Source organism: Microbacterium sp. S308A+ (genome assembly GCF_049800815.1).
Taxonomy (GTDB): domain Bacteria; phylum Actinomycetota; class Actinomycetes; order Actinomycetales; family Microbacteriaceae; genus Microbacterium.
Genome location: NZ_JBNAFT010000006.1, coordinates 1 through 20117, shown reverse-complemented (window position 1 = coordinate 20117; position 20117 = coordinate 1). Strand labels below are relative to the sequence as shown.

Annotated in this window: 20 protein-coding genes and 1 tRNA gene; 5 read left to right on the top strand and 16 right to left on the bottom strand. The window is 69.6% G+C overall.

What is annotated here, in order from left to right; all coding sequences use genetic code 11:
• Positions 1–6: 6 nt before the first annotated feature.
• Together ACP15J_RS13205 and ACP15J_RS13200 are read right to left on the bottom strand one after the other, a co-directional pair.
• Positions 7–465, bottom strand: coding sequence for a RidA family protein (locus ACP15J_RS13205; protein ID WP_424937564.1), 459 nt, complete (start codon positions 463–465; stop codon positions 7–9).
• The gene (locus ACP15J_RS13200) at positions 462–686 is read right to left on the bottom strand and encodes a hypothetical protein (protein ID WP_424937565.1); all 225 of its coding nucleotides are present in this window, start codon (positions 684–686) and stop codon (positions 462–464) included. Before ACP15J_RS13200 ends, ACP15J_RS13205 begins: the two co-directional genes overlap by 4 nt.
• A 78-nt stretch (positions 687–764) precedes the next feature.
• On the opposite strand from ACP15J_RS13200, the gene ACP15J_RS13195 reads away from it, so the two are divergent.
• The 4 genes from ACP15J_RS13195 to ACP15J_RS13180 all read left to right on the top strand — a co-directional run bounded on the left by ACP15J_RS13195 (position 765) and on the right by ACP15J_RS13180 (position 5271).
• Positions 765–3347 carry a transglycosylase domain-containing protein gene (locus ACP15J_RS13195; RefSeq protein WP_424937566.1) on the top strand — a complete coding sequence of 861 codons (2583 nt, stop codon included), beginning with the start codon at positions 765–767 and terminating at the stop codon, positions 3345–3347.
• Positions 3347–4279: a metallophosphoesterase gene (locus ACP15J_RS13190; protein WP_424937567.1), complete on the top strand. Its 933-nt coding sequence runs from the start codon at positions 3347–3349 to the stop codon at positions 4277–4279. The genes ACP15J_RS13195 and ACP15J_RS13190 overlap by 1 nt, the downstream gene beginning before the upstream one ends.
• A gap of 80 nt (positions 4280–4359) precedes the next feature.
• Positions 4360–4433: transfer RNA gene (locus tag ACP15J_RS13185), tRNA-Pro, on the top strand.
• 76 nt (positions 4434–4509) lie between these two features.
• Positions 4510–5271, top strand: a complete 762-nt coding sequence (locus ACP15J_RS13180) for an HAD-IIB family hydrolase (protein ID WP_424937568.1) — start codon at positions 4510–4512, stop codon at positions 5269–5271.
• Between the two features lie 72 nt (positions 5272–5343).
• Here the strand turns inward: ACP15J_RS13180 and ACP15J_RS13175 are convergent, their stop codons facing one another.
• The 12 genes from ACP15J_RS13175 to idi form a co-directional block, all read right to left on the bottom strand.
• Entirely contained in the window at positions 5344–6609 is a 1266-nt protein-coding gene (locus ACP15J_RS13175; protein WP_424937569.1) for an alpha-hydroxy acid oxidase, read from the bottom strand.
• Positions 6606–7352, bottom strand: coding sequence for a FadR/GntR family transcriptional regulator (locus ACP15J_RS13170; protein WP_424937570.1), 747 nt, complete (start codon positions 7350–7352; stop codon positions 6606–6608). Before ACP15J_RS13170 ends, ACP15J_RS13175 begins: the two co-directional genes overlap by 4 nt.
• A 105-nt stretch (positions 7353–7457) precedes the next feature.
• Positions 7458–8099, bottom strand: a complete 642-nt coding sequence (locus ACP15J_RS13165) for a thymidine kinase (protein ID WP_424937571.1) — start codon at positions 8097–8099, stop codon at positions 7458–7460.
• A 9-nt stretch (positions 8100–8108) separates the two neighbouring features.
• Positions 8109–9581, bottom strand: a complete 1473-nt coding sequence (locus ACP15J_RS13160; protein WP_424937572.1) for a malate:quinone oxidoreductase — start codon at positions 9579–9581, stop codon at positions 8109–8111.
• Between the two features lie 83 nt (positions 9582–9664).
• The gene (locus tag ACP15J_RS13155; protein WP_424937573.1) at positions 9665–10729 is read right to left on the bottom strand and encodes an aspartate-semialdehyde dehydrogenase; all 1065 of its coding nucleotides are present in this window, start codon (positions 10727–10729) and stop codon (positions 9665–9667) included.
• 208 nt (positions 10730–10937) lie between these two features.
• Positions 10938–12224 carry an aspartate kinase gene (locus ACP15J_RS13150; protein ID WP_424937574.1) on the bottom strand — a complete coding sequence of 429 codons (1287 nt, stop codon included), beginning with the start codon at positions 12222–12224 and terminating at the stop codon, positions 10938–10940.
• Positions 12225–12346: 122 nt separating this feature from the next.
• Positions 12347–13237, bottom strand: coding sequence for a prenyltransferase (locus ACP15J_RS13145; protein ID WP_424937575.1), 891 nt, complete (start codon positions 13235–13237; stop codon positions 12347–12349).
• Positions 13234–13941, bottom strand: a complete 708-nt coding sequence (locus ACP15J_RS13140; protein ID WP_424937576.1) for a lycopene cyclase domain-containing protein — start codon at positions 13939–13941, stop codon at positions 13234–13236. The genes ACP15J_RS13145 and ACP15J_RS13140 overlap by 4 nt, the downstream gene beginning before the upstream one ends.
• On the bottom strand, positions 13938–15497 hold the full coding sequence (gene crtI / locus ACP15J_RS13135) for a phytoene desaturase family protein (protein ID WP_424937577.1): 1560 nt from the start codon (positions 15495–15497) through the stop codon (positions 13938–13940). Before crtI ends, ACP15J_RS13140 begins: the two co-directional genes overlap by 4 nt.
• Positions 15494–16369: a phytoene/squalene synthase family protein gene (locus ACP15J_RS13130; protein WP_424937578.1), complete on the bottom strand. Its 876-nt coding sequence runs from the start codon at positions 16367–16369 to the stop codon at positions 15494–15496. Before ACP15J_RS13130 ends, crtI begins: the two co-directional genes overlap by 4 nt.
• Positions 16366–17421, bottom strand: coding sequence for a polyprenyl synthetase family protein (locus tag ACP15J_RS13125; protein WP_424937579.1), 1056 nt, complete (start codon positions 17419–17421; stop codon positions 16366–16368). The genes ACP15J_RS13130 and ACP15J_RS13125 overlap by 4 nt, the downstream gene beginning before the upstream one ends.
• The gene (idi, locus tag ACP15J_RS13120; protein ID WP_197220027.1) at positions 17418–17978 is read right to left on the bottom strand and encodes an isopentenyl-diphosphate Delta-isomerase; all 561 of its coding nucleotides are present in this window, start codon (positions 17976–17978) and stop codon (positions 17418–17420) included. The genes ACP15J_RS13125 and idi overlap by 4 nt, the downstream gene beginning before the upstream one ends.
• A gap of 72 nt (positions 17979–18050) precedes the next feature.
• Here idi and ACP15J_RS13115 point away from each other — a divergent pair, with 72 nt between their 5' ends.
• The gene (locus tag ACP15J_RS13115; protein WP_424937580.1) at positions 18051–18602 is read left to right on the top strand and encodes a MarR family winged helix-turn-helix transcriptional regulator; all 552 of its coding nucleotides are present in this window, start codon (positions 18051–18053) and stop codon (positions 18600–18602) included.
• A gap of 44 nt (positions 18603–18646) precedes the next feature.
• Here ACP15J_RS13115 and ACP15J_RS13110 read toward each other — a convergent pair whose 3' ends face one another.
• Both ACP15J_RS13110 and ACP15J_RS13105 read right to left on the bottom strand, forming a co-directional pair.
• The gene (locus ACP15J_RS13110; protein WP_424937581.1) at positions 18647–19270 is read right to left on the bottom strand and encodes a response regulator; all 624 of its coding nucleotides are present in this window, start codon (positions 19268–19270) and stop codon (positions 18647–18649) included.
• The coding region (locus tag ACP15J_RS13105; protein ID WP_424980963.1) for a sensor histidine kinase at positions 19267–20117 on the bottom strand (851 nt) is incomplete at its 5' end. The genes ACP15J_RS13105 and ACP15J_RS13110, both read right to left, overlap by 4 nt.

Sequence of the window (20117 nt, the reverse complement as noted above, 5' to 3'; positions counted from 1 at the left end):
GCCCGCTCAGGCGAGGGTGAAGACGACGTCGACCTCGACCGGGCTGTCCAGCGGCAGCACGCTCACGCCGACCGCCGCACGCACGTGCCGACCGGCGTCGCCGAAGATCTCACCGAGCACCTCGCTGGCGCCGTTGATCACCCCGGGTTGACCGGAGAACGAGGGATCGGACGCGACGAAGCCGCCCACTCGCAGCACACCGCCGATCCGGTCCAGCCCACCCGCGGCGTCGGCGGCCGCGGCCAGCGCGTTCAGAGCGCAGGTGCGAGCGTAGGCCTTGGCGTCCTCGGCGGACACCTCGGCGCCCACCTTGCCGGTGGCCGGCAGCGCCCCGGCGGCGAAGGGCAGCTGGCCGGAGGTGTAGACGAGGTCGCCGTGCACCCGGGCCGGCACGTAGGCCGCGACGGGCGCGGCGACCGCGGGCAGCTCGATCCCCAGCTCTGCGAGTCGGGCGGCGACGGTCATCGGTTCTCTCCCTCGAACTGGCGGGCGGCGTCGGCCGCGGCGGCCAGGCCGGCGTTGGCCGCGCTCCCCTCCGCGACGGGGCGCTTGAAATAAGCGACGAGCCCACCCTCGGGCCCGGTGACGACCTGCACCAGCTCCCAGCCCTGCTTGCCCCAGTTGTTGAGGATCGCGGCCGTGTTGTGGATGAGGAGCGGGGTGGTCAGGTACTCCCACGTGGTCATGGCTCTCCCGGACGGATCAGGCGTGCAGCGCGCACGCATCAAAGACGGTATTCAGGGAACTCCCCTACGATCAAGCGTATGCCTCAGACCAAACGCACGCTCACGGGTGTGTTCGGCGGCCTCCTCGGGCTCGTCGGCCTCAGCGCGGTGGCCGGGATCCTGGTGACCGCATCCGTGACCCCCGTGTTCGCGGTGGCCGGCGCCACGGCGGCGCAGTCCCTCGACCTGTTCGAGAAGCTGCCCTCGAAGCTCAACGTGACCCAGCCGATGGAGCCGACGACCTTCTACGCGAAGGGCGTCGACGGCAACCCGGTCCAGCTGGCCCGGTTCTACGATCAGAACCGCACGCCGGTCACCTACGACCAGGTCACGCCGATCCTGTACGACGCCCTGCTCTCGAGCGAGGACAAGAACTACTACGACCACGGCGGGATCGATCTCGTCGGCACCGCCAAGGCTCTCGTCGACAACCTCGGCGGCGGGTCCACCCGCGGCGGCTCGTCGATCAGCCAGCAGTACGTGAAGAACGTGCTCCTGCAGGAGTGCGAGCGCAGCGTGACCCTCGACGACCCCGATCGGGACGACAAGCTCAACCAGTGCTGGCTGGACGCCGCCACCAGCGACGGCAGCGACGGTGTCGCGCGCAAGCTCAAGGAGATGCGCTACGCGATCCAGATCGAGAAGGTGTTCTCCAAGAACGACATCCTGATCGGCTACCTGAACCTGGTGAACTTCGGCGGCACCACCTACGGCATCGAGGCCGCCGCCCAGCGCTACTTCGGCGTCTCGGCCTCGGCGCTCTCGCTCAACCAGGCCGCCACCCTGGCGGGCCTCGTGCAGAACCCCAACTCGTTCCGCATCGACCGCCCCGAGGGCTCGATGTCGATCGACGGTCAGCCCGCGAACTCGGCCGCGGACGGCTACGCGCAGACCAAGACCCGACGCGACTACGTGCTCGGGCGCATGCTCGCCGACGGCAAGATCACCCAGGAGCAGCACGACGTCACGGTCGCCGAGCCGATCACCCCGAACATCGTCGCCCCGACGCAGGGCTGCGCGGCCGCCGGTCCGAACGCCTACTTCTGCCAGTACGTGAAGACCACGCTGGAGAACGACGCCTTCTACGGCAAGACCCCGGAGGAACGCTACGACACCCTCCTGCGCGGCGGCCTCGACGTCTACACCTCGCTGGACCTGTCGATCCAGCAGGCCGGCATCGACATGATGACCGAGTACGCGCCGCCGTCGATCGAGGGCCTGAAGTTCGGCGCCGCCGGAACGACGATCGAGACCGGAACCGGCCGGATCCTCGCGATGGTGCAGAACACGACCTTCTCCGAGGACGCATCGCTCGACGGGCAGCCGGGATACTCCTCGCTCGTCTACGCGGCCGACTCCGCGCACGGCGCGTCCAACGGCTTCTCGGTCGGATCGAGCTACAAGATCTTCACCCTCATCGACTGGCTGGAGAAGGGCAACTCCCTTCGTGAGACCGTCAACGGCACGAACCGCATCTTCAACAAGCTGACCTGCGACGGCGACCCGGTCTACTTCGGCACCGACATCGTCGGGAACGCCAACAGAGATCGCGGCTGGGTGGGCACGCCTTACGAGTTCACGGTGAAGTCACTCAACAGCGGGTTCTTCGCAATGGCGGAGAAGCTCAACCTCTGCGACATCAACCGCGTCGCCGACCGGATGGGCGTGAAGCTCGGCAACGGCGAACCGGTCACCAAGGAGAACGTGCCGTTCGACATCCTGGGGTCGAAGGCCATCGCGCCGCTGGACATGGCGAGCGCGATGGGTGCGATCGGCAACGGCGGCACCCGGTGCGACCAGCACGCGATCGACCGGATCGTCGGTCCCGACGGCCAGGACAAGGCCCTGCCCCCCAACGGATGCAAGGAAGTGATCAAGCCCGACATCGCCGCGACCGCCGCCTACGCCCTCCAGGGCGTCATGACCGGGGGCGGGACGGGTACGGCTGCGAATCCCTATGACGGCACCCCTGTGCTCGGCAAGACCGGTTCGCACAACACCGAGCAGACCACCATGGTCATGTCCACGACCAAGACGGCGACGGCCGTGTGGGTCGGGCAGAGCGAGGGCGCTGTCGACATCGAGGACTTCGGCTACAACGGCGTGAGCCTCAACTACACCAGGTTCGAGATCGCACCGGCCCTCCAGAGGGCGGCCGACGCGATCTACGGCGGAGACAGATTCCCCGACCCGACCAACTCCCTGCTGCGTCCGACGATGGCGAGCCTCCCCAATGTGGTCGGCATGTCGCAGGAGCAAGCGCAGAGCACGCTCCGCAACGCCGGGTTCGACGTCACCGTCGGCGCGCCGGTCGACAGCAACCTGGCACCGGGAGTGATCGCCGCGCAGGATCCGAGCGGCGGCCAGGCGGCACGCGGCGCGACCGTCACGATCTCTCCGAGCAACGGACAGGGCGTCGCGGTGCCCGACGTCTCTGGCCGGCCGCCGCAGAAGGCGATGGACGACCTCAGAGCGGCCGGCTTCCCCAACGTCGGGCTGGGCGCCTGCACCGCCGGCAGCGGCGGAGGCGGGACCGTCACGGGAACCGACCCCGCGACAGGGACGGTGGTCAACCGGAACGCCACTATCTCGTTGCTCTACGCGAAGCAGAATTGCCCCTAGTGCCGCGGCGTTCCACACATCCGGCCCTCGTCGCGCTCGGCGCGGCGGGGGCCGTCGGCGCGGCCGCGGCCGTCTGGGGCGTCGGCGTCGAGCGCTACCTGTTCACCGTGCGTCACGCGACGGCCGCCGCTCTCCCCGCGGGCTCCCGTCCGCTGCGGATCCTGCACCTCTCCGACGCCCACATGGCCCCGTGGCAGCATCGCAAACAGCGGTGGCTCGCCTCGCTCGCCGCCCTTCGCCCCGACCTCGTCGTGAACACGGGCGACAACCTGGGGCATGCCGACGGGCTCGCGGGGATCCGGCGTGCCTTCGCCCCCTTCGCAGGCGTACCCGGCGTCTTCGTGCACGGCTCGAACGACGTCTACGCCCCCGCGCCGCGCAACCCGTTCAAATACTTCCTCGGGCCTTCGGACATCCGGCGCGAGCCGCCGAAGCTCGACACCGCGGCGCTGGACGCCTACCTGTCGGACGAGCTCGGCTGGGCCTCCCTGAACAACACCGCGGCGAGCCTCGACATCGACGGCCGCCGGCTCGACCTCTTCGGCGTGGACGACGCGCATCGCGACTGGGACGAGCTGGACGAGCTGCCCGCGGCGCTCCGATCCCTGGGCGACCGTCCGGAGAGCACTCCTGTGCTGGGGGTGACCCACGCGCCCTACCAGCGGGTCCTGAACTCCTTCGTGGACCTCGGCGCCGACGCGATCCTCGGCGGGCACACGCACGGCGGGCAGGTCTGCGTCCCGGGCCTCGGCGCCCTCGTCGCGAACTGCGACATCCCGGTGAAGCAGGCCAAGGGGCTGAGCACCTGGACCCATGGCGGGCGAACCGTCCCGCTGAACGTGAGCGCCGGTTGCGGCCACTCGATCTACGCTCCCGTCCGCTTCGCCTGTCGCCCCGAGGCCACGCTGCTCACCCTCGTCGCCCGGCCTTGAGCGGCGACCTCGCGCGGCGCGCGCGGGCGATCGACGATTCGAAGCCGAGAGGTTTTCGGTATAGACTCGAACGGTTGCCACGGGGTGTGGCGCAGCTTGGTAGCGCGCTTCGTTCGGGACGAAGAGGCCGCAGGTTCAAATCCTGTCACCCCGACGTGGAGGAAGGGAGCCGCCCCCAAGGGTCGGCTCCCTTCTCTCGCATCCGATGTCATCTTTCCCGGGAAGAGATCATGACGACCACACCTCGCCTCGTGGCGTTCGACTTGGACGACACGCTCGCGCCGTCCAAGAGCCGGATCGACCCGCGGATCGCGCGCCTGCTCCTCGACCTCGCGTCTCTCGTGGAGGTCGCGATCATCTCCGGCGGCAACGAGGAGCAGTTCCGGACGCAGGTGGTCTCGCAGCTCCCCGACGCGGACTCCGCCACGCTCGCGCGCATCCACCTCATGCCCACCTGCGGCACACGGTATCTCCGCCACGACGGCACCGACTTCACCCTCGTCTACGCTCGGGACCTCACGGAGGACCAGAAGACGACGGCGCTCGCCGCCCTCGAGCGCGAGGCGCGACGGCTGGGCCTGTGGGCCGAGGAGACGTGGGGGCCGATCCTGGAGGATCGCGGGTCGCAGATCACCTTCTCCGCGCTCGGCCAGCGCGCGCCCGGCGACGCCAAGCAGGCCTGGGACCCGGACGGGTCAAAGCGCGCCGCCCTGCGCGACGCCGTCGCCCCGTTCCTCCCGGAGCTGGAGGTGCGCTCCGGCGGCTCCACGTCGATCGACATCACCCGCGCCGGGATCGACAAGGCCTACGGGATGACCGAGCTCGCCGAGCACACCGGGATCCCGTTCGCCGAGATGCTCTTCTACGGAGACCGTCTGGACGAGGGCGGCAACGACTATCCGGTGAAGGCGCTCGGCGTTCCGACCGTGGCCGTGGAGGGCTGGGAGGAGACGGCGGACCGGCTGGACGCCCTCCTGCCGACGCTGCGCTGAGACGCGCCACTCCCCGGACCGGGCGTCCCCCGACGGGGAGGAGCCCGGACTGGGTGTTCCCGGACCGAGTGCTCAACGGACGGCGGCGATCCCGTCCGCGACAGGGACCATGCGCGCGAGCTGCGTCACGTGGCGCGGCTCCAGCTCGGCCAGCGTCGAGACGCCCAGCAGGCGCATCGTCCGCTCGATCTCACTGCGCAGGATCGCGATCGCACGATCCACGCCGCGACGACCGCCCGCCATCAGACCGTAGAGGTAGGCACGACCGATCAGCGTGAAGTCGGCGCCCAGCGCCACCGAGGCGACGATGTCGGCGCCGTTCATGATGCCCGTGTCCACCATCACGGTGAAGTCCTCGCCGACCTCGCGGCGCACGTGCGGCAGGAGGTGGAACGGGATGGGCGCCCGGTCCAGCTGGCGTCCGCCGTGGTTGGACAGCACGATCCCGTCCACGCCCGCGTCGCGCAGGCGAACGGCGTCCTCCACGGTCTGCACGCCCTTGACCACGAGCTTGCCCGGCCACATCCCGCGGATCACATCGAGGTCCTCGTAGCTGATCGTCGGGTCCATCGCCGCGTCCAGGAGCTCGCCGACGGTACCGCCGGTCGAGCTCAGCGACGCGAACTCCAGCTTGGGCGTGGTGAGGAAGTCGATCCACCACCACGGCCGCGGGATGGCGTTGACGATGGTGCCGAGCGTCAGCTGCGGCGGGATCGAGAAGCCATTGCGCTTGTCCCGCAGACGCGCGCCCGCGACGGGGGTGTCGACCGTGAACATGAGCGTGTCGAACCCCTCCTCCGCGGCCCGACGCACGAGCCCGTAGGAGATCTCCCGGTCGCGCATGACATACAGCTGGAACCAGTTGCGTCCCTCGGGGTTCGTGGCCTTGACGTCCTCGATCGAGGTGGTCCCCAGCGTCGAGAGGGTGAACGGGATGCCCGCGGCTGCCGCCGCCCCCGCCCCCGCGTACTCCCCCTCGGTCTGCATCAGCCGGGTGAACCCGGTGGGCGCGATGCCGAAGGGCAGGGCGCTGGGGCCGTCCAGGATCGTCGCCGAGGTGTCGAGGTCCGGGGCCGGGGTGAGGATGCCGGGGTGGAACTCGACGTCCTCGAAGGCCTGCCGAGCGCGTGCGAGCGACAGCTCGCCCTCGGCCGCGCCGTCGGTGTAGTCGAACGCGGCCTTGGGCGTGCGCCGCTTCGCGATGGCCCGCAGGTCCGCGATCGTGAGAGCCGTGTCGAGACGGCGCTTGGTGCCGTCGAGCTCGGGGGCCCTGAACCTCATCAGCTCGAAGATCTCGCGCGGGTTGGGGAGCTGTCGTGCGACCGTGCGACGGGTCATGGGAGGCCTTTCGTTCGATGGGGGTCTGAGATGCCGGTGGCGGCGTGGTATCCGACGATGTGGTCGTGGAGGAGGTCCGACGCCGTCGCGCCGTCGCCGGCGTCGATCGCACGCAGGATCCCGCGATGCTCGGCCCTGAGCGCCTCGGCCATCGCCGGCCAGTCCGCGATCCGCTCGGAGCCCTGGAGCACATACGACTCGATCGCGTCGCGGAGCCCGGTCATCATCGCCGCGATCACGGCGTTGCCCGATGCCTCGGCGAGTGCGAGGTGCAGCCGGGCGTCGAGCGCAAGGAACTCCGCGGGTGCGAGGTCGTCCGCGTCCATCGCGTCGAGGATGCCGTGGGCCGCGGCCGTGTCGCGGGAGGGACCGGTAGCGAGATCGACCGCGACCGCCCGCTCGAGCACGAGACGGGTGCGAACCACGTCGGCGATCGGGAAGCCCTGGGCGGCCACCTGGAGCCGAAGCAGGGCGGAGAGCCCTCCTCCGGGCGTCGCGATCACGATCGCGCCCGCCTGGGGCCCTGAACCGGTCGCGGTGCGGATCAGTCCCATGACCTCCAGGACGCGCAGCGCCTCACGGACGCTGGAACGTCCGACGCCGAGGTCGGCGGCGAGGTCGCGCTCAGAGGGCAGCCGGTCACCCGGGCCGAGCCGGCCGTCGATCAGGTCGCCCTCGAGACGAGCGAGGACCGTCCGCCACGCACGGGCGGGCGGCTCGGCGCTCTGCGAGGGATCGGCCATGGTTCCTCCTGTGGTCTGACCACAGGGTAGCCCTTGTGGTCAGACCACGCAAACGGCACGCTTCTCAGAGGAAGCGCGCGGTGAGCCGGATGCCGGGAGGCCGGGTCAGCCCAGGCGTCCGCCGGACTCGTCGAGGTAGCAGTTGCCGCAAAGGGACTCGTACGTGGTGACGAGCTCGTCCCCTCCCCCGTCGATGGCCACCTGGTCGCCGTCGAAGACGAACCGGCCACCGATCCGCCTCCCGTTGAACACGGCCTTGCGCCCGCACCGGCAGATGGTCTTCAGCTCCTCCAGCGTGTGCGCGATCGCGAGCAGGCGCGCGGAGCCGGGGAAGGCGTGGGTGAGGAAGTCGTTGCGGATCCCGTAGGCCATCACGGGGATGCCGTCCTCCACCGCGATCCGGAACAGATCGTCGACCTGCGCGGGCGACAGGAACTGCGCCTCGTCGACGAGCAGGCAGGCGACGTCGCCGGGCTCCTCCGGCAGGAGACTCTCCGCGAGCTCCTGGCGCTTGCATTCGCGATGCTGCCGGAACAGCGCACGGGCGCTGTCGTCCTGGCCGATCAGGAAGTCCACCTCGCGGGTCATCCCGAGGCGGGACTCGATCTGCGAGGCGCCCTTCGTGTCGATCTCGGGCTTGGCCAGCAGCACGTGCTGGCCACGCTCCTCGTAGTTGTACGCCGCCTGCAGCAGAGCCGTGGACTTGCCGGAGTTCATCGCCCCGTAGCGGAAGTACAGCTTCGCCACGGCGACCGATCAGGCCGTGAGGTCGAGCGTGGACGCGGTCGACGCCATGGACGCCTCGGCGGCAGTGGCGTCGAGGTTCAACTCCTCGCCGAGGGTCGGGATGAGCGCCCGCAGCTGCGGCTCCCACCCCGAGTACTGCTCGGGGAAGCAGCGCTTGAGCAGGCCCAGCATGATGGGGACCGCGGTCGAGGCACCGGGCGACGCCCCCAGGAGACCCGCGATCGAGCCGTCAGCGGCGGCGACCACCTCGGTGCCGAACTGAAGGACGCCGCCCTTCTTGGCGTCCTTCTTCATCACCTGCGCCCGCTGGCCTGCCTGGATCAGCGTCCAGTCCTCGTCCTTCGCCGTCGGCATGAAGACGCGGAGGCTGTCGACCTTCTTCCTGTGGTTCTTCAGCAGCTCGCTGAGGAGATAGGTGATGAGGTCGGGGTTCGCGAAGGCGACACGGAGCATCGGCCAGATGTTGTGCGGCCGCACCTGGGTGACGATGTCGAGGATCGAGCCCTGTTTGAGGAACTTCGGGCTGAAGGTCGCGAACGGCCCGAACAGCAGTGAGGACTCGCCGTCCACCACCCGTGCGTCGAGGTGCGGGACCGACATCGGCGGCGCGCCGACGGAGGCCTGCGAGTAGACCTTCGCCTTGTGCTGCGAGACGATCGCCGGGTTCGTGGTCTTCAGGAACTGGCCGCCGATCGGGAAGACGCCGTACCCCTTGATCTCGGGGATCTTCGAGGCCTGCAGGAGCTTGAGCGCCCACCCGCCGGCCCCGACGAAGACGAACCGCGCGTTCAGTCGGTTCGGCGTGTGTCCGATCCGGTTCCGGTAGGACACCTGCCAGGTGCCGTCCTTCTGCCGCTTGAGCTTCTCCACCTCGTGATTGGTGCGCACCTCCACACCGGAGGCCGCGAGATGATCGAAGAGCTGGCCGGTGAGGGCGCCGAAGTCCACGTCGGTGCCCGAGGGCACCCGGGTCGCCGCGAACGGCTCGCCCTTGCGGCGCTGCTGCATGAGCAGCGGTGCCCACTGGTTGATGACGCGCGAGTCCTCGCTGTACTCGATGCCGGCGAAGAGCGGCTGCTCCTTGAGTACCTCGTAACGCTTGCGGAGGTAGGCGACGTCCTTCTCGCCCCGCACGAACGTCATGTGCGGCGTCGAGTTGATGAAGGTCGACGGGGCGTCGAGGATGCCCCGATCCACCAGCGACGACCAGAACTGGCGGCTCTGCTGGAACTGCTCGTTGATCGACACCGCCTTGGCCGGGTCGAGCGGACCGTCGCCGTTCTGCGGCATGTAGTTCAGCTCGCACAGCGCGGCGTGGCCTGTGCCCGCGTTGTTCCAGGGGTTGGAGCTCTCCTGCGCCACTTCGCTCAGCCGCTCGAAGGCGACGATCTTCCAGTCGGGCTGGAGCTCGTGCAGCAGCGTACCGAGCGTGGCGCTCATGATGCCACCGCCGATGAGGACGACGTCGACGTTTTCAGTCACGTGCTCAGTCTAGTTCTCTCCGCCGGTCGCTCTTGCCGCGTGCGGAGAGGCACGGACGACCGTTCCCGTCCCGGCCGGAGAGGTCAGGCCGGAACACGGGCGGCGACGAGCTCCGCGATCTGCACGGCGTTGAGCGCCGCGCCCTTACGGAGGTTGTCGTTGCTGACGAACAGCACGAGGCCCTTGCCCTCGGGAGCGGACTGATCGGCCCTGATGCGGCCGACGTAGCTCGCGTCCCTGCCTGCCGCGTACAGGGGCGTCGGCACCTCCTCGAGGGCGACGCCGGGCGCCGTGGCGAGCAGCTCGCGGGCGCGCTCGGGCGTGATGTCCTCCGCGAACTCCGCATGGATCGACAGGGAGTGGCCGGTGAAGACGGGCACGCGCACGCAGGTCCCCGCGACGAGGAGGTCAGGCAGGCCGAGGATCTTCCTGCTCTCGTTGCGGAGCTTCTTCTCCTCGTCCGTCTCGTTCTGCCCGTCATCGACGAGGGACCCCGCGAACGGGATGACGTCGAACGCGATCGGCGCGACATACTTCTCGGGCTGCGGGAAGTCGACGGCGGAACCGTCGTGCACGAGGCGCAGGGTGTCCCCCTGGGCGAGCACGCCCTCGACCTGGCCGAGGAGCTCCTGCGCACCGGCGAGACCCGACCCGCTGACAGCCTGGTAGGTGCTGACGATGAGCCGGCGCAGCCCCGCCGCCTCGTGCAGCGCCTTGAGGGGAGGCATCGCGGCCATGGTGGTGCAGTTGGGGTTGGCGATGATGCCCTTCGGCGTGTTCGCGATGGCCTCGGGGTTGACCTCGCTCACCACGAGCGGGACATCGGGATCCATCCGCCAGGCGCTCGAGTTGTCGATCACCACGGCCCCCGCGGCAGCGAAGCGCGGAGCATAGGCTCGGCTGGCGGTGGCACCCGCGGAGAACAGGGCGATGTCGATCCCTGCCGGATCGGCCGTGTCGACGTCCTCGACGGTCACCGACACGCCGCCGAAGCCGATCGTGCTGCCCGCCGAGCGCGCGGAGGCGAACAGCCGCAGCTCGCGAACCGGGAAGGAGCGCTCCGTGAGGATGTCGCGCATGACGGCGCCCACCTGACCGGTGGCGCCGACGATGGCGAGGGAGAGTCCGGAATCGGAGATACGGGTCATGACGGGGGTTCCTTGGCGTCGAGCGGTGAGGCGTTCGAAGCGCCGGCGCGGCCGCCGGGTGGGCGGAGAGCCGCGCCTGGCGCCGATGTCAGGGTTCCGGTGAGTCTACCGGGTCCGTGGCGCCTGGCGGCCCGAACCCCCATACTCCGCACCCTCCGCGCTCACGCGTTCCTTTCGGCACCGGCCGACCTGAGGCGGGGGGGGTGGATCAGCGTCCGGTGCCGGCGGCGACGACGGCCTCGACCTCGCCGTCGAGCCCGTATGCGGCGTGGACGGTGCGCGCGGCCTCGGCGAGGTCGTCGCCCCGGAGCACGACCGAGATGCGGATCTCCGAGGTCGAGATCATCTCGATGTTGATCCCCGCGGTCGACAGCGCCTCGAAGAGGATCGCCGAGACGCCGGAGTGCGTGCGCATCCCCGCCCCCACGACCGAGAGCTTGCCGATCTGGTCGTCGTGCACGAGACCCGCGAAGCCGACCTCGGACTGCTCGGCGGCGAGCGCCTTGAGAGCGGCGGAGGCATCGGACTTAGGCAGCGTGAAGGAGATGTCGGTGCGCCCGGTCGAGGCGGCGGACACGTTCTGCACGATCATGTCGACGTTCGCGCCGGCCTTCGCGACGATCTTGAAGATCTCCGCGGCCTTCCCCGGCACGTCCGGCACGCCGGAGACGGTCACCTTGGCCTGGCTGAGGTCGGTGGTGACCCCGGCGACGATCGGCTCTTCCATGGAATCTCCCTCGGGTCCGCGGGGGTCCTTCATTCCCTCGCCCAGAACATAGGTGCCCTCGTTCGACGTGAAGGTCGACCGGGCATGGATGAGCACGCCGTGACGACGTGCGTACTCGACGGCGCGGATGTAGAGCACCTTCGCCCCGTTGGCCGCCAGCTCCAGCATCTCCTCGCTGCTCACGCACGAGAGCTTGCGGGCCAGCGGGACGACCCGGGGGTCGGCGGTGAAGATGCCGTCCACGTCGCTGTAGATCTCGCACACGTCGGCGTCGAGCGCGGCGGCGAGCGCGACCGCCGTGGTGTCGGAGCCGCCGCGCCCCAGCGTCGTGATGTCCTGCGTGTCGTCGTTGAGGCCTTGGAAGCCCGCGACGATCACGATCGCCCCCTCGTCGAGAGCCTCGCGCAGACGGGTGGGGGTGACCTCCACGATCCGCGCCGCACCGTACCGGCTGTCGGTGCGCATCCCCGCCTGGGGGCCGGTGAACGACCGCGCGTCGAAGCCCATCGAGTGGATCGCCATCGCCAGCAGCGCCATCGAGATCCGCTCTCCGCTGGAGAGCAGCATGTCGAGCTCCCGCGGCGCGGGGATCGGCGCGACCTGCGCGGCGAGGTCGAGCAGCTCGTCGGTCGTGTCGCCCATCGCGCTCACGGCCACGACGACGTCGTGACCGGCACGGCGGGTGTCGACGATGCGCTTGGCGACGCGCTTGATGCTCTCTGCGTCGGCGACGGAGGAGCCGCCGTACTTCTGCACGATGAGGGCCACGAAATCACTCCCGGGGATGGAGGGCGGACCGAGTCGTCGGCGCCCTGCGACATTCTACGAGCGCGGCGTATGCCGCATCGGCCATGTGACGGCGCGGACAGGGCGATCACTCCCGGCCTCGTTCACGTGCCATGCCGGACGAGCGCCCACCAGATCAGGAGCAGGGTTGCAAGGAAGCCACAGACGTAGTTGAGGGCGAGGAACCGGCGCCATCCCCGGTTCGCCGCAGCCGAACGGGCGTCGGAGATAGAGCGATAGGGCCAGACGGCCACGAGATACGGCACCACGAGGAGTGCGGCATAGGGCCCGGGAAACGAGGTGAAGAGCATGAGGACCCCGGCCGACAGCCACATCGTCATCGCGAAGCGCACCGTCCCTCGGGCGCCCAGCACCGTCGCGATCGAGGAGATCCCTCCTTCCCGGTCCGGCACGATGTCCTGCACCGCGCCGAAGGCGTGGCTGGCCACGCCCCATGCAAGGAAGGCCAGCAGGAGAAGGACGAGCTCGGGAGTGGGACTCGCGTCCGCGAGCGTCAGGCCGTAGATCGCCGGCGAGACGAAGTGCACACTCGAGGTGACGGAGTCGAGGAACGGCACCTCCTTGAATCGGAACGGCGGAGCCGAGTAGGCGACGACGGCGAAGAGGCTGAGCGCGAGCGCGAGCCACGAGACCGGGCCGCCGAGCAGGACGAGCGCGATGACGAAAGGCAGCGAGAACCCGGCCGCGGCGAGCAGGGTCACGCGGTGCCGGCCGGGGCGGAGGACCGCCCCCTCCGCACCGCCCTTGCGCGGGTTGGCCACATCGGACGCGTAGTCGAAGACGTCGTTGATCCCATACATCAAGAGGTTGTAAGGGACGAGGAAGAAGAGGGTGCCGAGGACCAGGGTCATGTCGATACGACCGGTGGTCAGCAGGACCGCGGCGGCGAAGCCATACCCCGTGTTGATCCAGCTGAGCGGACGCGATGTGATCAGCAGGTCCCCGAGGAGCGACCGCCGGGTCGTCGCACTCATCGCGACCTCTCCCCGACGGGAGCGGAGGCTCCGCCGGTTGCCGCCGCACCGCCCTCCGGGGCTGTCGGGGTCATGCCCCGCCCGCCGCGACGCAGGTCCCATAGGGCCGCGCCCAGCAGCGCCGCCGCGAGCGGGTAGGCGAGGTCCTCGATCGGGGCGAGCCAGAGGCGGACCCCGCTGATCTTGTCCTCCGCGTAGGTGAAGAGGCCGGCCGCGATCATGAGCGAGTCGAACACCACGGTCAGAACGAAAAGCGTGAGCAGAGTGGCCAGAAGCGCACGGACGTGACGGGGAGGGCGGAGCCTCCACGCGGCGGCGTACAGGATCACGCACGGCGTCAGGAAGAGGAGGTCGAGCAGAAGATAGGCGCTCATCTGCCCCCGCCCTCCCGTCGGGTGCGCGGGCTGCGGAGGCCTGCGTAGACGGTCATTGTCAGCTGCACGAGGAAGAGCAGGAACACGGGTTCCTCTATCGGCAGGTGGGGGGGCGAGCAGGATCCCCGTCGAGATCGCGTTCGCCTCACGACGGAAGATCCCGGACGCGATCCCGGCGAGGTCCCAGACAAGGAGGAAGAGGACGCCGACTATGAGCACGAGGACCGCGCGGCGTGGTCGCGCCCAGAGGAACAGCCGCCATCGTGCGTCCGCGGCGGCGACGCCGCCGATCGCGGCAAGGAGCATCCCCAGGTACAGCAGCCCCATCATCCCTCCGCCGTCGCCGACGAGAAGACGGGAAGAGGGCCGGTCGTCCGATCGCCACGGAACGCCTTGAGCACGAGCTCGGCGCTGATGAGGCACATCGGCAGACCAATACCGGGCAGGGTCGTCGCTCCGGCGTAGAACAGCCCTCGGGTCGTGCGGGAGCGGGTCCGCCCACGCAGGAAGGCGCTCTGCCGCAGAGTGTGCGCCGGCCCCAGCGCCGAGCCACGCCAGGAATGCAGATCGCGTGCGAAGTCCGCGGGCCCCACTGTGCGGCGGATCACGACGCGCTGGGCAAGGTCGGGAGCGCCGGCGTGCGCGGCAAGAGCATCGATCGCCCGATCGACGACCCCCTCCACCTCCCGGTCTCCTTGACCGTCCACGCCGCCGACGCCGATCCGGGGATCCGCGGGGACAGGCACCAGAAGGAACAGGTTCTCGTGCCCGACAGGAGCGACGGAGTCGTCGGTCGCGCTCGGCATGCACGCATAGAACGAGGCAGGGTCGGGAACATACGGCGCGGAACCGAAGATCGCGCCGAAGTTCGACTCCCAGTCCTCGGTGAAGACCAGATTGTGGTGGGTGAGGCCGGGCAGACGCCCCCGCACCCCGAGCATGGCCAGGACCGCCCCTGTCCCGGGGTTGACCTTGCTCCATCGCCGTGCGCTGCGCTCCCTGGCGCGGGGAGGAAGCAGAACGTGGTCGCTGTGGTGGCTGTCGACGGCGCTCACCACCGCATCGAAGGCCTCTCTCGTGCGGGATCCGGCCCGGTCGATCTCGACACCGGACACAGCGCCGTCCTCGACGATGATCCTACGGACCTCGGTGCTGATGTGCGTCTCGACGCCCGCCGCCGTCGCGCGGCGGACGAACGCGTCGATGACCGCGGAGAACCCGCCCCGCGGGTAGAGCACGCCGTCTTCGAGGTCGAAGGTGCTCATGAGATGGAAGAGCGCGGGAGCGATGTCGGGGGCGGCTCCGAGGAAGACGGCCGGGTACTCCAGGACCTGGCGCAGCCGCCGGTCGGAGAAGGCGCTCTCCACCATGCTCTGCAGCGAGCGCCCGAGCAGGAGGGAGGTCCGGGGCAGCTCGCGCAGATCACCCCGGGGCAGGAATGCGCCGAGGTGCGAGAAATCGGTGTAGAGGAACCGGTCGACCGCGATACGGGCGGTGCGTGCGGCGGAGTCGAGATGGCGGGCGAGCGCCCTCCCCGCCCCGGGCTCGACGGACTCGAAGAGGGCAAGCGATCGTTCTCGATCCGAGTGGATGTCGAAGGACTTTGCACCCTCGAAGAACACACGGTAGGCCGGGTCGAGGCGGATCAGATCCAGCTCGCGGGCTGCGGTGGTGCCGAGCAGCCGGAAGCAGTGATCGTAGACCTCCGGCATGAGGTACCAGGACGGACCGGTGTCGAACCGGAAGCCTCCCGCCTCCCAGCGACCAGCCCGTCCGCCCAGCTCGGGGGATTTCTCGAAAAGGGTCACCTCGTGGCCGTCGCAGGCCAGGAGCGCTGCAGAGGCTATGCCGGAGATCCCACCGCCGACCACCGCGACCCGGCTCATCGTGCCGCTCCCCGCCGCAACGCTGCCCGGGCGACCAGCCAAGCCTTGCGGGCGTCGGACACCCTGACCCGACGCGACACGAGCATGTCCGCCGGTGCGCGGCGAAGGCGGGAGGACAGCTCGGAGTACAGCAGATGCGCGGCGGCGACGGCGCGACGACTGGACGACGGCAACTCCCCGATCACCACATCCGCGAGATCCAGCTCGTCATCGATGCGATCAAGGATCCGGTGTTTCTGCTCTTCGGTGAGCCGAGCAGGATCCACTCCGGGGAAATAGCGTCGGCCGAGCACCTCGGCGTCGTCGCCGAGGTCACGCAGGAAGTTCACCCGTTGAAAGGCGGAGCCGAGTGCGACCGCCCCCCGTTCCCAGCGCGCGTCGCGTTCGGTGTCCGGCGGAAGGCCACGGCGGAAGGACGCCAGGCACATGAGCCCGACGACCTCAGCTGAACCGTGTACGTACTCGTCCAGCTCGTCCTCGCCCGCGAACGCGAGCGGAGCGAGGTCACGTCGCATGGAGGCGAAGAAAGGACGTGTGAGACTTTCGTCGATCCCCGCCTCTCGGGCGGTGACGGCGAAGGAATGCACCACGATGTTGGCGCTGTATCCGGATCGGATCGCGCCCTCCACCTCGTCCTCCAGCCGATCCAGCACGTCGCGACACTGCGAGGCGTCGAGACCTGCGTCGGCGGCACAGCCGTCCACGATCTCGTCCGCCACCCGTACCAGCGCGTAGACGTTCGCGAGATCGGTGCGCACAGGCGGCGCGCACAGGCGGCTGGCCAGGCGGAACGAGGTCGAGTAGCCCTCCATCACCCGCTTGGCGCTGCGCGCGGCCGTCCTGTGGTACAGCGCCAGACCGGTCGTCGTCATCCGAGGGGCTCCGTCACCGTCACGAGCACCCGTTCCAGATCATCGACGAGCGTGGACGGTAGCGTCACAGGCTCCAAGGAGGCCCTGGCGTCTTCGGCGAAGCGGGTGATCGCCGCCTCGACGCGTGTGCGGGCGCCACTGCGCTCGATGACGGCGCGAATCAGGGCGGCGTCGGTCTCTTCCAGTTCCGGGCGTCCGAAGAGATGCGCGACCTCTCGCCACGCCGGATCGGCTCGTGCCGCCGCGATGAGCAAGGTCACCTTGCCCTCGCGCAGATCAGACAGCGCCGACTTGCCGGTGCGCTGCGGATCTCCGAACACCCCGAGCACGTCATCACGCGCCTGGAAGGCGATGCCGATGGTGTCGCCGATGACACCGAGCGCGGCGATGACCTCCGCAGACGCCCCGCCCAGCAGCGCCCCCATCCGCAGCGGGGCGCTGAACGAGTAGCGAGCGGTCTTGTCCCGCATCGTCCGCAGGATCGCGCTCTCGTCCGCCACACCTCGCAGGCCGATGACGAGATCGGCGTGCTCCCCCACCGCAGCGGCCAGGATCGCGTCGTCGAGCGCCCGTAGCAGGCCCCTCCGCACGTCAAGCGGCTCGTCCACCTCGGCCACGAGGCGGTGCGCGGCCGAGAGCAGCACGTCCCCCGCGAGGATCGCGCAGCCGTCGCCGTAGCGGAGCGCGGCGGAGTCGTTCATTCCTTGACCTCGGGCGATGTCGTATCTGCGGGCGATCAGATTCGGACGCCCCCGACGCACGAGGTCCCGGTCGATCACATCATCGTGCAGAAGGAACGCGAGGTGCAACAGCTCCATGGCGGCGGCGACCTGCACCGCGCTCTCGGCAGGTTCAACCGCGAACGCACCATAGGCCGAGAGGAGCAGGTGAGGCCGCAGCATCTTGCCGCCTTCGGAAGCCTCCCGCGCTGTCTCCCAGACGCCGTCGAAGCCCTCGACCTGTCCTATCCGCTGCGCGATATCCTCGAAGCAGCTGTCCATCGCCGCAACGACCCCGTCTCGCACGTCGCGCGGGACCATGACGTCGATCATGACGCCCGCTCCGTCAGCTCTCCCGTGCCACCGAGGAACGGGAGCAGCTGGGCCTGAAGCACCAGCCACGGACTGAACGCCCACGGCGAGCGTCGGATCGACTCGGCGAGGTCGTCCGGATTCACCCAGTGGTGCTCGATCGCCTCCTCGGGATGCAGGCGAGGCTCTTGCACGGTCGTGGCCACATAGACGGGACAGATCTCGTTCTCGACGACGCCCGTGGCATCGACCGCGCGATACCGGAAGAACGGCAGGACAGGCTCTACCCGTTCCAGCCCGATCCCGAGCTCGTACTCCGCACGACGCCGAACCGCGCTCGTCAACTCCTCCGCGGGTGCGGGATGGCCACAGAAGGAGTTGGTCCAGACCCCCGGCCACGCCGTCTTCGCCAACGCCCGCCGGGTGACCAGCAGCTGGCCCGCCTGATCGAAGACATGGCAGGAGAAGGCCAGGTGGAGAAGGGTGTCGGCGCCATGGACGCTGCTCTTCGGAGCGGTGCCGATCTCCGCTCCGTCCGCGTCCATCAGCACGACCTGTTCGATGTCGGAACTCACCATCCACCCCTAAATGCTAACTAAGTTAGTTATCAGCTAAGCTAGCATTAAATCACAGAAGAATAGAGTCCTCACATGGACAACCCCCAGCCCGACCTCCGCGCCGACCGCGCGATGGTCGACCCCCGCCTGATCGATCCTCGGTCCGAGATCGTCCCGCGCGACGGGCTGAGCGAGACGGACATCGACGAGATCGTCGAGATGATGGCGGCGCTGAGCGCCTGGCACCGTGCGGCTGAGAGGATGAGCGCCGCGTCACGTCGATACATGAAGCTCAACGCGAACGACATGCGGGCGATGCGTTTCCTCATCGCCCGCGAGAACATCGGCGAGCTCGCCACGGCCCGCGCGCTGGCCGAGCACCTGGAGATCAGTTCCGCCGCCACGACGAAGATGCTCGACCGACTCGAACGTGGCGGTCATGTGCGACGACTCCCCCACCCTGCCGATCGTCGCTCCCTCGTGCTGCAGGTGACGCCGGCCGCCAGGCAGGCCGCTCGCGCCGGTGTCGGACACCAGCATGCGCGCCGATTCGCCGTCGCCGCTGCCCTTCCCCCTTCCGAGCGGGAGGTGGTCACCCGCTTCCTGAAGGCGCTGGCCGCCACCGAGCACTCTGAGCCCGGATGATCGCGCCGACGACCGAGAAAGGGCCGGTGTCCCGGACGGTGTGCTCAGTCCCCGAGGAGCCCGCGCCGGCGCGCCTCGGCCGCCGCGGCGCTGCGACTCTCGACGCCGAGCTTCTCGAGCAGGTGCACCACGTGCGTCTTCACGGTCGCCTCGCTGATGAAAAGGCGCGTGGCGATCTCGCGGTTGCCCGCGCCCGCGGCGACGAGGGCGAGCACCTCCTGCTCCCGTGCCGTCATCGTGACGCGAGGAGCCCGGAGCGCGGCCACGAGCCGGGTGTCACCACCGGGCGTGGCCACCATGGAGCCCGCGGCGGCGTCGGCGATGGCCCGGGCGATCACGTCGGTGCCGACGTCCTTGAGGAGATATCCGGCCGCGCCGGCCTCGACGGCGCGGATGATCTGCGCGTCGTGGTCGAAGGTCGTGAGGATGAGGACGGCCGGAGCGTCCGGAAGCCCGCGCAGGGCGACCGTCGTCGCGACGCCGTCCATCCCTGCGCCGAGGCGGAGATCACACAGCACCACGTCGGGAGCGAGGTCGGCGGCCAACGCGACCGCCTCCTCACCCGTTCCCGCCTCGCCGATCACCACCACGCCACGCGCCTCCACGACAGCGCGCAGTCCGGCACGAACGATCGGATGGTCGTCGACGAGCAGGACCCGGATGCTCATGCGTTCCCGTCCTCCCGTTCGCGCACCGGCACCTCGGCCGTCAGACGGACCCCCTCGCCGGGCGCCGCGTCGATCCTCAGATCTCCGCCGAGCTCCCGCATGCGCGAGCGCATCGCGAGGATCCCGAACGAGGCGCGCTCCACGGAGAGCCGCCCCGCAGCGGCCGCACCGGGAGCGAACCCCTCGCCGTCGTCGACGATCTCCATCCGTGCGACCGTGGTGTCGGAGGTCAGCCGGATCGTCGCCGTGTGCGCACCGGAATGCTGCCGCACGTTGGCGAGCGCCGACTGCGCGACCCGGAGAAGGGCTACCTCGACCGTCGTCGGGAGGGGGAAGGGGGTCTCGTCGATCGCGAGCGCGGTCGAGATCCCGGTGTCCTGCCGGAGCGCGTCGAGCATCCGCCCGAGCGCACCGGCGAGCGCCGCGTCGTCCAGCTCGGACGGGGCGAGCGCGGCGACGATGCGACGCAGCTCCCGCAAGGAGCGCTGCGCCAGCTCTTCGATCTGCCCCCTCCGAGCCGCGTCGTCGGTGCGGGCGAGCAGGGCGATCGAGCTGAGCTCCTGCGCGATCGTGTCGTGCAGGTCGCGGGCCAGGCGCGTTCGCTCCCGCAGGGCTCCCGCCTCGCGCTGCTCCTCGGCCAGCTCCTCCTGCAGCCGGGCCGACTCCTCCTGCGCCCGCAGCAGCGAGGCGATGAGACGCTCCCGCTCCGCGGCGTCACGCAGCAGATAGTCGTAGCCGAGCGAGATCCCGAAGGCGAAACCACCACCGACGAGCGGACCGATGACGTGCGCGGTCCCCGCTGGCGGACCCGCCGCCGGTGATGCCCAGAGGTGGATGAACGGCGCGG

Excerpts from the sequence above, each read along its gene's own strand:
- ACP15J_RS13205 (WP_424937564.1), bottom strand. The coding sequence starts at position 465 with ATGACCGTCGCCGCCCGACTCGCAGAGCTGGGGATCGAGCTGCCCGCG.
- ACP15J_RS13200 (WP_424937565.1), bottom strand. The coding sequence starts at position 686 with ATGACCACGTGGGAGTACCTGACCACCCCGCTCCTCATCCACAACACG.
- ACP15J_RS13195 (WP_424937566.1), top strand. The coding sequence starts at position 765 with ATGCCTCAGACCAAACGCACGCTCACGGGTGTGTTCGGCGGCCTCCTC.
- ACP15J_RS13180 (WP_424937568.1), top strand. The coding sequence starts at position 4,510 with ATGACGACCACACCTCGCCTCGTGGCGTTCGACTTGGACGACACGCTC.
- ACP15J_RS13175 (WP_424937569.1), bottom strand. The coding sequence starts at position 6,609 with ATGACCCGTCGCACGGTCGCACGACAGCTCCCCAACCCGCGCGAGATC.
- ACP15J_RS13170 (WP_424937570.1), bottom strand. The coding sequence starts at position 7,352 with ATGGCCGATCCCTCGCAGAGCGCCGAGCCGCCCGCCCGTGCGTGGCGG.
- ACP15J_RS13155 (WP_424937573.1), bottom strand. The coding sequence starts at position 10,729 with ATGACCCGTATCTCCGATTCCGGACTCTCCCTCGCCATCGTCGGCGCC.
- ACP15J_RS13145 (WP_424937575.1), bottom strand. The coding sequence starts at position 13,237 with ATGAGTGCGACGACCCGGCGGTCGCTCCTCGGGGACCTGCTGATCACA.
- ACP15J_RS13140 (WP_424937576.1), bottom strand. The coding sequence starts at position 13,941 with ATGATGGGGCTGCTGTACCTGGGGATGCTCCTTGCCGCGATCGGCGGC.
- crtI (WP_424937577.1), bottom strand. The coding sequence starts at position 15,497 with ATGAGCCGGGTCGCGGTGGTCGGCGGTGGGATCTCCGGCATAGCCTCT.
- ACP15J_RS13130 (WP_424937578.1), bottom strand. The coding sequence starts at position 16,369 with ATGACGACGACCGGTCTGGCGCTGTACCACAGGACGGCCGCGCGCAGC.
- ACP15J_RS13125 (WP_424937579.1), bottom strand. The coding sequence starts at position 17,421 with ATGATCGACGTCATGGTCCCGCGCGACGTGCGAGACGGGGTCGTTGCG.
- idi (WP_197220027.1), bottom strand. The coding sequence starts at position 17,978 with ATGGTGAGTTCCGACATCGAACAGGTCGTGCTGATGGACGCGGACGGA.
- ACP15J_RS13115 (WP_424937580.1), top strand. The coding sequence starts at position 18,051 with ATGGACAACCCCCAGCCCGACCTCCGCGCCGACCGCGCGATGGTCGAC.
- ACP15J_RS13110 (WP_424937581.1), bottom strand. The coding sequence starts at position 19,270 with ATGAGCATCCGGGTCCTGCTCGTCGACGACCATCCGATCGTTCGTGCC.